The 10,702-nt window shown below is 74.6% G+C and carries 11 protein-coding genes and 4 pseudogenes; 5 read left to right on the top strand and 10 right to left on the bottom strand.

Translation table 11 applies throughout. From position 1 onward, the window contains the following. A pseudogene (locus tag JNW87_RS27480) lies at window positions 1–334 on the top strand (hypothetical protein); the annotation flags it as partial. A gap of 68 nt (window positions 335–402) precedes the next feature. Beyond that, complete coding sequence (locus JNW87_RS27475) at window positions 403–999, top strand: pyridoxamine 5'-phosphate oxidase family protein (RefSeq protein WP_109804564.1); 597 nt, start codon at window positions 403–405, stop codon at window positions 997–999. Between the two features lie 12 nt (window positions 1,000–1,011). Here the strand turns inward: JNW87_RS27475 and JNW87_RS27470 are convergent, their stop codons facing one another. Both JNW87_RS27470 and JNW87_RS27465 read right to left on the bottom strand, forming a co-directional pair. Beyond that, on the bottom strand, window positions 1,012–2,271 hold the full coding sequence (locus JNW87_RS27470; protein ID WP_238454672.1) for a peptide MFS transporter: 1,260 nt from the start codon (window positions 2,269–2,271) through the stop codon (window positions 1,012–1,014). Window positions 2,272–2,278: 7 nt separating this feature from the next. Then, the gene (locus JNW87_RS27465; protein ID WP_238454671.1) at window positions 2,279–2,494 is read right to left on the bottom strand and encodes a hypothetical protein; all 216 of its coding nucleotides are present in this window, start codon (window positions 2,492–2,494) and stop codon (window positions 2,279–2,281) included. A 218-nt stretch (window positions 2,495–2,712) separates the two neighbouring features. Here JNW87_RS27465 and JNW87_RS27460 point away from each other — a divergent pair, with 218 nt between their 5' ends. Further along, window positions 2,713–3,054, top strand: coding sequence for an RNA polymerase-binding protein RbpA (locus tag JNW87_RS27460; RefSeq protein WP_007070998.1), 342 nt, complete (start codon window positions 2,713–2,715; stop codon window positions 3,052–3,054). A gap of 64 nt (window positions 3,055–3,118) precedes the next feature. Here JNW87_RS27460 and JNW87_RS27455 read toward each other — a convergent pair whose 3' ends face one another. The 7 genes and pseudogenes from JNW87_RS27455 to JNW87_RS27425 form a co-directional block, all read right to left on the bottom strand. Further along, a complete protein-coding gene (locus JNW87_RS27455) occupies window positions 3,119–3,643 on the bottom strand; it encodes an FxsA family protein (RefSeq protein WP_109804565.1) in 525 nt (174 codons plus the stop codon). A gap of 61 nt (window positions 3,644–3,704) precedes the next feature. Further along, window positions 3,705–4,508: a polyprenol monophosphomannose synthase gene (locus JNW87_RS27450; protein ID WP_109804566.1), complete on the bottom strand. Its 804-nt coding sequence runs from the start codon at window positions 4,506–4,508 to the stop codon at window positions 3,705–3,707. Between the two features lie 4 nt (window positions 4,509–4,512). Next, a pseudogene (lnt, locus tag JNW87_RS27445) lies at window positions 4,513–6,203 on the bottom strand (apolipoprotein N-acyltransferase). A gap of 18 nt (window positions 6,204–6,221) precedes the next feature. Continuing rightward, a complete protein-coding gene (locus JNW87_RS27440) occupies window positions 6,222–6,587 on the bottom strand; it encodes a hypothetical protein (protein ID WP_255544407.1) in 366 nt (121 codons plus the stop codon). A gap of 29 nt (window positions 6,588–6,616) precedes the next feature. Further along, entirely contained in the window at window positions 6,617–6,925 is a 309-nt protein-coding gene (locus JNW87_RS27435) for a hypothetical protein (protein WP_109804568.1), read from the bottom strand. 87 nt (window positions 6,926–7,012) lie between these two features. Continuing rightward, on the bottom strand, window positions 7,013–7,741 hold the full coding sequence (locus tag JNW87_RS27430) for a cyclopropane-fatty-acyl-phospholipid synthase family protein (protein WP_238454669.1): 729 nt from the start codon (window positions 7,739–7,741) through the stop codon (window positions 7,013–7,015). After that, the gene (locus JNW87_RS27425) at window positions 7,641–8,621 is read right to left on the bottom strand and encodes an NAD(P)/FAD-dependent oxidoreductase (protein WP_238454668.1); all 981 of its coding nucleotides are present in this window, start codon (window positions 8,619–8,621) and stop codon (window positions 7,641–7,643) included. Before JNW87_RS27425 ends, JNW87_RS27430 begins: the two co-directional genes overlap by 101 nt. A 41-nt stretch (window positions 8,622–8,662) precedes the next feature. Here JNW87_RS27425 and JNW87_RS27420 point away from each other — a divergent pair. Together JNW87_RS27420 and JNW87_RS27415 are read left to right on the top strand one after the other, a co-directional pair. Beyond that, a pseudogene (locus JNW87_RS27420) lies at window positions 8,663–9,243 on the top strand (helix-turn-helix domain-containing protein). 73 nt (window positions 9,244–9,316) lie between these two features. Continuing rightward, entirely contained in the window at window positions 9,317–10,003 is a 687-nt protein-coding gene (locus JNW87_RS27415) for an alpha/beta fold hydrolase (RefSeq protein ID WP_109804571.1), read from the top strand. 419 nt (window positions 10,004–10,422) lie between these two features. On the opposite strand, the pseudogene JNW87_RS27410 reads toward JNW87_RS27415, so the two are convergent. Continuing rightward, window positions 10,423–10,702 (bottom strand): annotated as a pseudogene (locus tag JNW87_RS27410) (glutamate mutase L); the annotation flags it as partial.

Below are 10,702 nucleotides of genomic sequence, written 5' to 3'. Positions count from 1 at the left end.
GGGCCGAGGCGCCCGGCAGGAGGCCGTCGCGACGGCCACCGCCGCCCGCGCGGAACTGGCGGGCCGCACGGCCGAGCGGGACGGCCTGACGGCCGAACTGGCCGCCGCACGGGAAGCCGCCGCGTCCGTCGAGGCCCGGCTGGCCGAGCTGACGGTACGGCTGCGCTCCGTCGAGGCGACCGGGACCTGGCCCAGCGGCGGGCCGCGCAGCTCGCCGACCAGGTCAGCGACCTCGCCGGCGCCCTGGCCCGGCTCAGCTCCCGCCAACCGGACAACGCCTGACACCCGTCCCCGCGATCTCTCGGGCACGCGTCGCCACCGGCCCGGGAAGTGACCGCCGGCACGTCACCGCAGGCTGGGACGGGACAGCGGCACGACCCCGTTGGCGGCGATGATGCCGAGGTGGGAAAGACGTACGAACGCATCGACGGTCGGCTGCGCACCTTCATCGAGGAGCAGCCGATGTTCTTCACCGCCACCGCGCCGCTGTCCGGCGACGGCACGGTCAACCTCTCCCCCAAGGGGTTGCGCGGCTCCTTCGCCGTCGTCGACGACCGGACGGTCGCCTACCTGGACTTCGCCGGCTCCAATGCGGAGACCATCGCCCACCTGCGGGAGAACGGCCGGATCACGCTGATGTGGTGCGCGTTCTCCGGCCCGCCGAACATCGTGCGGGTGCACGGCCGCGGCGAGCCGGTGTTCCGCGACGATCCCCGCTGGGTGGACCTGGTCCGGTTCTTCCCGGACATCGACACGAGCGTGCACGGCCTGCGCGCGATCATCCTGGTGCGTGCCGAGCTGATCCGCGACACCTGCGGCTACGCGGTTCCGCTGATGACCTACGACGCCGACCGGGACCTGCACGGCAGGCGCTTCGCCCGCGAGGACGACGCCTCGCTGAGCGGGTACTTCGCCGGGAAGGAACACGTCGCCAGCAGCATCGACGGGCTGCCCGGGCTGCCGCTGCCGCTGCCGCTGCCGCCGACCCCGGCGGTGTGACGGCGGGGCCGGTCAGTGGATGCCGGCCATCAGCTGCCGGATGTGCCGGGCGAACATCACCGCGCCGAGCCCGAGCACCACCGACGCCAGCCCGAAGGTGAGGAAGTACGTAGGCTCTGGCCACGTCTCGGCCAGCCGGGCCACCTGGCCACCGATGGCGTCGCCGACGGCGGTGGCGAGGAACCACAGGCCCATCATCTGGCTGGCGTACTTCACCGGGGCGAGCTTGGTGGTGGCCGACAGGCCCACCGGGCTCAGCGCCAGCTCACCGGCGACCTGGATGGCGTACACGGCCACCAGCCACCACGGGGAGACCAGGTCACCGCCGACGGCGGCCTGGGCGGCCGCGGCCATCAGCACGAACGACAGCCCGTTGAGGACCAGGCCGACGGCGAACTTCATCGGCGTGGAGACCCGGTGCCCGAGGCGCAGCCACAGCCAGGCGGCCAGCGGCGCGCCGATGATGATCAGGATCGGGTTGACCGACTGGAGCCAGGATGCGGGGAAGGTGAACCCGAGGACGTCCCGGTCGGTCTTGTCGGCGGCGAAGATGTTCAGCACCGAGCCCGCCTGGTCGTAGATCAGCCAGAACGCCGCGGCGAAGACGAACAGCCACAGGTATGCCTTCATCCGGCTGCGCTCGGTCCCGCTGATCTCCCCGTCGGTGAGGATCCGGGCGAAGTAGCCGATGGTCACCAGCACCGTGACGACGGTGAGCAGGTTCACCACGGTGTTGACGGTGAAGAGCCCGAACAGGGCGAGGACGGCGAGCACCAGCAGCACCGCGACGGTGACGACGGCGATGCGGGTCAGCGCGCGGCGGCGGTCCGCGCCGAGCAGCGGGTCGGCGGGCCGGGCGCCGGCCTCGCCGAGGTTGCGCCGGCCCAGGACGTACTGCAGCACACCGAAGGTCATGCCGATCGCGGCGGCGCCGAAGCCCAGGTGCCAGTTGATCTTCTCGCCGAGGAAGCCGGTGACCAGCGGCGCGATGAACGCGCCCAGGTTGATGCCCATGTAGAAGATGGAGAAGCCGGCGTCGCGGCGCGTGGAGTCCCGGTCGTACAGGGCGCCCACCATGGTCGAGATGTTGGGTTTGAGCAGCCCGGTGCCGAGCACGATCAGCGCCATGCCGGCGAAGACGCTCCACCGGGCGGGGATCGCCATCACGTAGTGGCCGGCGGCGATGACCACGCCGCCCCACAGCACGCTGCGCCGGGCCCCGATGAGGCGGTCGGCGACCCAGCCGCCGGGCAGCGCCATCAGGTAGACCATCGCGTTGTTAGGTGCCGTAGACGGCGTTGGCGGTGGACTCCCGGATGGCCAGCCCGTCGTCGGCCACCGCGGCGGTGAGGTAGAGCACCAGGATCGCGCGCATGCCGTAGAAACTGAACCGCTCCCACATCTCGGTGAGGAACAGAGTCGACAGCGCCCGCGGGTGACCGAAGAAGGTCTTCCCGCCGGGCGGTCGGGCGTCGACCGGCGCGTCACTGGTCATCGTCACCTCCGGCACACCTGGGGCGGCTAACATCCCCGGTGACAGCGAAAACACTCCACCGTTTCAACCCGGCCGGGGACGACCCCGCCGGGCTCAGGTCATGGCCGGTTACCCTTGCAGGGGTCCCGGGGCCGGATCACCCACCTGGGCGGGAATGCCCCGGTGGCGACGGACCGTTACACGAGAAGACCAGCACCACGAACGAGGGGAAGTCGATCATGGGCGAGCGTATGCTGCGCGGAAGCCGCCTGGGCGCGGTGAGCTACGAATCCGACCGCAACACCGAGCTCGCGCCGCGTCAGACCCGCGAGTACCTGTGCGCCAAGGGCCACCAGTTCGAGGTGCCGTTCGCCGTCGACGCTGAGGTCCCGACGACCTGGGAGTGCAAGTTCGACGGCAGCGTCGCCCGGCTCGTCGACGGCACCGAGCCGGAGCAGAAGAAGGCCAAGCCGCCGCGTACCCACTGGGACATGCTGCTGGAGCGGCGCTCCATCGCCGAGCTGGAGGACATCCTGGCCGAGCGACTCCAGGAGGTCCGCACCCGCCGCGGCCGCGCCTGAGCGCACCACGTACGACCGAAGCGCCCCCGGGAAGGTTCTTCCCGGGGGCGCTTCGCCGTCTCGTTCAGGGCCGGCCGGGCTCGATGATCTCGCCCTCGATGGCCCGCCCGGGGTCCGTCACCGGCTGCTGCGGGGCGGTCGGCGTGGGCGCCGGCTGCGGGGCGCCGCGCCGCACCCGGACCCGACGCGGGCCGAACAGGTCACCGGCGACCATCGACGACACCCGGCGCTCGGCGGCACGCTGCACACCGACCCGGGCGAGTCGACGCAGCGGCGGGACCAGCAGCAACAGCCCGACCACGCCGCTGACCAGCCCGGGGGTGGCCAGCAGCAACGCACCCAGCAGCCCCACCAGCCCGTCGGTCACCTGCGGTCCCGGCGGTTGACGCGACTCCACGGCGGCCCGGAAGCCCCGCCACGCGCGCATCCCCTCCCGGCGCAGCAGCACCAGCCCGAGCAGGGACGCCGCGAACACCAGCAGCACCGCGGAACCGAACCCGATCCCCCGGCCCACCAGGACGAACACCGTCAGCTCCAGCACCGCGAGCAGCAGCAGGGCCGGCGGTACGAATCTCAGTCCTCGGCGCATGTCACCTCATCTGCCTGGGGCGGGTCGGACATCCGCCCTGTCCAGCATGACACGGCGCCGCTCAGGGCCACCGGACCTGACCGTCGGGGGTGCCGTGCAGGCCCCGCCGCACCGCCGTGCGCCGGTCCTGCAGCGCCCACCCGGTGATCCGCCACAGCGCCTCGGCCACGATCAGCGGGCTCATCTTGCTGTCGCCGTGCTCCCGCTCGGCGAAGGTGATCGGCACCTCGACGATCCGCACCCCGGCGCGGTGCGCCAGCCGGGACAGCTCCACCTGGAAGGCGTACCCCTGCGAGCTGACCGACTCCAGGTCGATCGCGTCGAGGGCCGTCGACCGGTACACCCGGTAGCCGCCGGTGGCGTCGGCCACCGGCATGCCCAGCGCCAGCCGCGCGTACAGGTTGCCGCAGCGCGACAGCAGCAGCCGGCGCAGCGGCCAGTTCAGCACCTGCGCTCCGGGCGTCCACCGGGAGCCGATCACCACTTCGGCGTCGCGGGCGGCGTCCAGCAGCGCCGGCAGGTCCTCCGGGGCGTGCGAGCCGTCGGCGTCCATCTCCACCACCGCGTCGTACTCGCGGCTGCGGGCCCACGCGAACCCGGCCAGGTAGGCCGCGCCGAGCCCTTCCTTGCTCTGCCGGTGCAGCACGTGCACCTGCGGGTCGGTCCGGGCGAGGGCGTCGGCGATCGCGCCGGTGCCGTCGGGGCTGTTGTCGTCGGCGACGAGGATCTCCACCGCGGGCGCGGCCTCGCGTACCCGGGCGACGATCCGGGTGACGTTGTCGGCCTCGTTGTAGGTGGGGATGACCACGAGGACCCGTCCCACCCCGGGATGGCCGACCGTCCGCCTCTCGGCTGCCTCGACCACCGCGTTACCGCCCTTCCGCGCGTACCGGCCCAGTCGTCCTAGTCGGGGGCGCCTCCCGGCGGCGGCGCAGCACCGCCGCGCCGGCCAGGGCCGCGACGGCGAGCGCCGCGAGCGCCACCTCCGGCCACACTCCCGCCCGGGTGGCCGGCGTACGACCGTCCCCGAGCTGCATCTGCCGGACCACCACCGCCGCGGTGTTGAATCCGGTGGCACCGGTTACCCGCCCGTCCGGGGTAACGAACCCGGACACTCCGACCGTGGAGGCCATCAGCGCGGCCCGGCCGTGCTCGACCGCCCGCAGCCGCACCATGGCCAACTGCTGGCGGGCCTCGGCCACGTCGAAGGTGGCGTTGTTGGTCTGCACCACCAGCAGCTGCGCGCCGCCGGTGACGGTGTCCCGGACGATGCCGTCGTAGGCGACCTCGAAGCAGATCACGTCGCCGAGCACCGCCGGCCCGGCGTCGAGCACGCCGGGGTGGGTGCCCGCGACGAAGTCGGAGCGGACCCGGTCGACCTCGGAGCTGACCGCCCGGGCGATGGAACGCAGCGGCACGTACTCGGCGAACGGCACCGGGTGCCGCTTGGTGTAGAGCTGATCGAGGTCGGCTCCGCTGCCGGGCCGCCACAGCAGGCCGGCGTTGCGGACCTGCCCTTCGCCCGGGCCGAGCAGCACCGCGCCGACCAGGATCGGCGCGCCGATGGCGTCGGCGGCCTGGGAGATGCGGTCCCCGGCGCCGGGGTTGCGCAGCGGGTCGATGTCGCTTGAGTTCTCCGGCCAGACCACCAGGTCCGGTCGGGGCTGCGCCCCGGCGGCGACCTGCGCGGCGAGGGTCAGCGTGGCGTCGACGTGGTTGTTGAGCACGGCCTGGCGTTGGGCGTTGAAGTCCAGCCCGAGCCGGGGCACGTTGCCCTGCACGATGGCCACGGTGACGCTGTCGCCGCCGCCGCGTACGCCGACGGGCACCGCCGACCCGGCGCCGAGGACGACGGCCAGCGCGGCGAGCAGCCCGGCCACCGGCCGCCACTGACCGGCCTGGTGCTGCCACGGCCGCCAGGCGACGGCGACCAGCAGCCCGCCGGCCAGCGCCACCGCGAAGGTCACCAGCGGGGCCCCGCCGAGCGCGGCCAGCGGCAGCAGCGGCGAGGAGTCCTGGCTGAACGCCAACCGCCCCCACGGGAACCCACCGAAGGGGGTGCGGTCCCGCAGCGCCTCCTGCCCCACCCACAGCAGCCCGGTCAGCGCCGGCCACGCCCACCGCCACCGCTCGGCCAGCGGGGTCACCCAGGCGGTGGCCGCGCCGAGCAGCGCCAGGTAGCCGGCCTGCAGCAGGGACAGCAGCACCCACGGCAGGTAGCCGGTGTGCAGGTTCGTCCATTCCAGCAGCGGCGCGAACAGCGCCACCCCGGTGAGGAAGCCCAGCCCGGCGCCGGCGCGCAGCCGCCGCCGGTGCGCGGCCGCGGCCAGCAGCGCCACGCCGACCGGCGCCAGCGGCCACACCCCGTACGGGGGGAACGCGGCCAGCAGCGCCAGTCCGGCCACGAGCGCCAGCGGCACGGCCACCTTCAACGGGAGCGGACGTCCGGTCCCGCCGTCGCGTACCCCGGCGGTGGCACGCGCCTCTTCCCGGTCGAGCATCGTCACCGGCACCTCACCACGATCACGGGCCGAAGGCTACCCGGCCGGCGCCGTCCGATGCCGGTGCGGTGGCCTGCCTAGTCGGGCAGTGGGATCACCGGCAGGTCCCCGTCGCCGTACCGCGGCTCCCCGGTCAGGATCGGGGCGTCGTGCTCCAGGCAGGCCAGCACCGTGGTGGCCAGGTCCACGCGGCCGGTGAAGCCCCGCCAGTAGGCCAGTTCCTGCCACGACCCGGCGGGAGTCGGCAGCATGGCGCACGCGTCCAGACCGAGCAGCCGGTGCAGCGCCGCCCGGTCCTTCGGGTCGTCGACGACGGCGAGGGTCTCGGCGGCGGTCACGGCGGTCACGCCGAACCGCACCCCGTCGGCGATCACCTCGTGCAGCGGCTCCCCCACGTGCACCGAACCGGCCAGGTAGGCCAGCAGCGCGGACCGGTCCAGCATCAGCCGCACCGGCGGCGCGTCGTACGCCGTCACGCGGCCGGCGCCTGCGAGGAGCCGGTGACCTCGTTGTCGACCGCGTGGCGGACCCGCTCGCGCACCGCCTGGTAGCGCTCGGGCGGCCACGCCGCGTCCACCGCGGCGCGTGCCGCCCTCGCCCGGGCCACACCGTCCTCGGTGACCTGGATGCCCTGGTGCGCCAGTTCGGCGGTCAGCGCCTCCCGACGCATGAGCGCACGGGCGGCCTCCACCAGGTAGGCGCTGGCGTTGGGCTCACGCTCCAGGCGCTCGGCGACGTCCGGTGGAACGGAGATCGACAGCTTCCTCACCGGTCTGGTCATACCAGGCAGGATACCTGGTATGACCAGACCGGCGTGGCGTCGACGGGGGCTTCGGTGGGCGCGGGCAGCGGCAGGTGGCCGCCGGGTTCAGCTGCGGCGTGCCACCAGCACGGCGTCGTGGATGGTGATGTCGCGTCCGTCGTGGTCCACCGCGGCCCGCGGCCGGGCCTCGGCCGCACACACCTGCCACACGTCGGGGTCGAGGTCGGCGGCGACCTCCTCGGCGGTGTACATCATGTCGGGGAAGTGCATCCGGTGTGCGGTGGTCCGCAGGTCGGACGGGTGGTGCCCGACGATCAGCAGGGTGCCGCCCCGGGCGACCGCGGCGGCCAGCCGCGCGAACAGCTGCCGTCGCGCGTCGCCGGGCAGGTGCATGTACTGCGCCGACACCAGGTCGTACCGGCCGGCCGGCGGCTGTTCCCGCAGGTCGGCCTGCGTCCAGGTGATCCGCGCGGCAACCGGCTCGCCGGCCGCTTCGGCGTGCGCGGCGGCCCGCCGCAGGGCGGTGTCGGCGATGTCGACCGCGGTGACCTGCCAGCCCCGCTGCGCGAGCCAGACGGCGTCGGCGCCCTCGCCGCAGCCGACCTCCAGCGCCCGCCCCGGAGCCAGGGCGGTGGCCTCGGCCACCAGTTGCGGGTTGGGCCGCCCGCTCCACACCGCCGGCCGGGCCTGGTAGCGCTCCTCCCAGGCGGCCCGCTCGAACATCGTGCTCAGGTCACGCCGGTAGCCGGCGACGGCGTCGTCGGTCTCCTCGGCGACCAGGTCGGCGTTGATGGCCGCGCCGGCGGTCAGCCCGGCCCCGGCGGCCGTGACCACCTGCGCGCGGTACGTCGGCGACGTTGCCCGCCACCCACACGCCGGGCACGGCGGTGGCGCCGGTCGGGTCGGCGGGGATCTGCGCGCCGACGACGTGACCGGCCATCTCCACGTCGGCCGGGGCCAGCCCGAGCGACCGCAGCACGCCCGCCCGCGCGGTGGCCCGGGCGGCCACCACCACGGCGTCGAGCGCGACGACCTCGCCGGAGGTCAGCCGCACCCCGGTGAGCGCGTCGCCGGTCACCTCCAGCGCGGCGACCGGGCCGTCGACGACGGCGATCCCGCGCGCCGCCAGCCGCTCGGCCTCCTCCGCGTCCGGCTCCGGGACGTCGTGCAGCAGCAGCGTCACGTGCGGGCTCCACTGCCGCCACAGCTGCGCCTGGTGCGCCGCGAGGGGCCCGGTGGCCAGCACCCCGATCCGCCGGTCCCGGACCTCCCAGCCGTGGCAGTACGGGCAGTGCAGCACGTCGCGTCCCCACCGCCCGGCCAGCCCGGGCACGTCGGGCAGTTCGTCGACCAGCCCGGTGGTGACCAGCAGCCGCCGGGCCCGCACGTCCCGCCCGTCGTGCAGGGTCACCAGGAACCCGTCGCCGTCGCGCGTCGCGTCCTCGGCCGTCCCGGCGACGATCTCGCCGCCGTACCGGGTGACCTCGTCGCGGCCGGCGGCGAGCAGGTCGGCCGGCGGCGTGCCGTCGTGGCCGAGGAAGTTGTGCACCTGCCCGGCCGGCGCGTTGCGGGGCTGCCCCGCGTCGATCACGAGCACGGACCGCCGCGCCCGGGCCAGGGCCAGCGCCCCGGCGAGCCCGGCGGCCCACCGCCGACCACCACCACGTCGTATCTGTCGTTCATCGTCGCCTCCGTCGCTGTTGTCGGTGCCCACCGTGCGCCCGACCCGGCTCGGCGGCAAGTAATGTTGCTGTTATGGCAAACGAGGAGTCGGCGGTGCTGGCGGCGGTGGGTCCCCGGCTGCGGGCCCTGCGCACCCGGCGCGGCGTCACCCTGGCCCAGCTCGCGGAGACCACCGGCATCTCGGTCAGCACCCTGTCCCGGTTGGAGTCCGGTGGCCGCCGGCCCACCCTGGAGCTGCTGCTGCCCCTCGCCCGCGCCCATCAGGTGCCGCTGGACGAGTTGGTGGGCGCGCCGGCCACCGGCGACCCGCGGGTGCACCCGCGCCCGATCGTCCGCCACGGCATCACGTTCCTGCCGCTGACCCGCCGCCCGGGCGGCCTGCAGGCGTTCAAGCAGATCCTGCCGCCGCACACCCCCGCCGAGCCGCGACAGCAGACCCACGAGGGCCACGAGTGGCTGTACGTGCTGTCCGGCCGGTCCGCCTGCTGCTGGCCGAACACGACCTGCTGCTGACCCCCGGCGAGGTCGCCGAGTTCGACACCCGCCTGCCGCACGCGGTCGCCAACCCGGATTCGCAGCCCGCGGAACTGCTCACCCTGTTCGGCCCGCAGGGCGAGCGGCTGCACGTCCGCGCCCGCCCCGCCGCCCGCTGACCCTGGCGCGTTCCCGCCCGCACCTGTCGGACCCGGCTGGCATCCTGTGCCACATGCGACCACGGGGGCGACGATGACGTACGTGCTGATTCCCGGTGCCGGTGGCAGCGGCGACTACTGGCGGCTGCTCGTCGACGAGCTGCGCCGCCGGGGCCGGGAGGCGGTGGCGGTGGACCTGCCCGCCGCCGACGAACACGCCGCCCTGCCCGAGTACGCCGACACGGTCCGCGCCGCGGTCGACGGCCACCGGGACGTGACGCTGGTGGCGCAGTCGCTGGGCGCGTTCACCGCGCCGCTGGTCGCCGACCATCCGGCGGTGCGGCTGCTGGTGCTGGTCAACCCGATGATCCCCGCGCCCGGGGAGACCGCGGGCGACTGGTGGGCGGCCACCGGCCACGCGCCGGCCCGCGCCGCATACGCGGCCGCGCAGGGCCGCGACCCGGACGCCGATGTGGACCTGGCGGTGGACTTCTTCCACGACGTGCCGCAGGAGGTGACGGCGCGGCTCCTGGCCGCCGGCGGGCCGTCGGAGTCGCCGGCGGTGTTCACCCGGCCCAATCCGCTGCGCCGCTGGCCGGACGTGCCGACCCGGGTGGTGTCCGGCCGCGACGACCGGTTCTTCCCGCTGGAGTTCCAGCGGCGGCTCGCGCGTGAGCGTCTCGGCGTGGAGCCCGACGAGCTGCCCGGCGGGCACCTGCTCGCGTTGAGCCGGCCGGTGCTGCTCGCCGACCGGCTGGAGGCGTACCGGCGGGAGGTCTGAGACGGGGAACGAAATCGGGGCGCGGCTCGCGCCGCGCCCCGATGCTCCCAGGCCCTTCCCGGCCGGTGGGACGAGGATGAACGGCGCCGACCTTCGGACCGACCGGACGCGGACTGGCTGCCCCCGCCTGGCCGTTGTCTACTGGCCGTGCCTTTCACCCCGCCCGTACACCGGTAACCGCGGCCGGTCCGCGCCGCCCCGCCGACCCCCGCCCGCTGGACCTGGCCGCCGCGACGAGGTGCATCAGTGTCACTCGGCCAGCGGACGAAGGGACGAAGCGAACAACAGCCGCTTCCCGTGGTAGGACTCAAAGACGGTACGTTCTGCACCCCGCCCGCTGTCAACCCACCCGGGCCTGTCGTGTGTTGCGACACGGCGTGTCGCGTCGGCGCGTCTCGATCCGACGACCGTCGGTGCTCTCAGCGGTCCAGATGACGGCGCAGCAACGCCCGCGCCGCCGCCGGATGGTCGGCGGCGAGGAGCCCACCGGCGGCCAGGACGTAGTCGACGTCGACGACGGGCCGGGCCGCGCGCGGCAGCGGCACCCGCCGGCGTGGTCACCCAGCACCGCGCCCAGCACACCGGCGGCGTCGGTGGGCGTCGCGTGGCGCAGCACCCCGCCGGAGCCGACCAGCAGCCGCACGTCCCGCAGGTCCCGGCCGGCCCGCTCCCCCGTCGCGGCGCCGCGCGCGTGGCGGC

This window comes from Micromonospora sp. ATA51 (genome assembly GCF_016802855.1).
Taxonomy (GTDB): domain Bacteria; phylum Actinomycetota; class Actinomycetes; order Mycobacteriales; family Micromonosporaceae; genus Micromonospora; species Micromonospora sicca.
Note: the sequence above shows the minus strand (reverse complement) of the source record. Positions and strands in the feature narration are given on the sequence as shown.

Coding starts and splice junctions, on each gene's coding strand:
- JNW87_RS27435 (WP_109804568.1), bottom strand. CDS start 6,925: ATGACCAGACCGGTGAGGAAGCTGTCGATCTCCGTTCCACCGGACGTC.
- JNW87_RS27455 (WP_109804565.1), bottom strand. CDS start 3,643: ATGCGCCGAGGACTGAGATTCGTACCGCCGGCCCTGCTGCTGCTCGCG.
- JNW87_RS27460 (WP_007070998.1), top strand. CDS start 2,713: ATGGGCGAGCGTATGCTGCGCGGAAGCCGCCTGGGCGCGGTGAGCTAC.
- JNW87_RS27440 (WP_255544407.1), bottom strand. CDS start 6,587: ATGCTGGACCGGTCCGCGCTGCTGGCCTACCTGGCCGGTTCGGTGCAC.
- JNW87_RS27415 (WP_109804571.1), top strand. CDS start 9,317: ATGACGTACGTGCTGATTCCCGGTGCCGGTGGCAGCGGCGACTACTGG.
- JNW87_RS27470 (WP_238454672.1), bottom strand. CDS start 2,271: ATGGTCTACCTGATGGCGCTGCCCGGCGGCTGGGTCGCCGACCGCCTC.
- JNW87_RS27465 (WP_238454671.1), bottom strand. CDS start 2,494: ATGACCAGTGACGCGCCGGTCGACGCCCGACCGCCCGGCGGGAAGACC.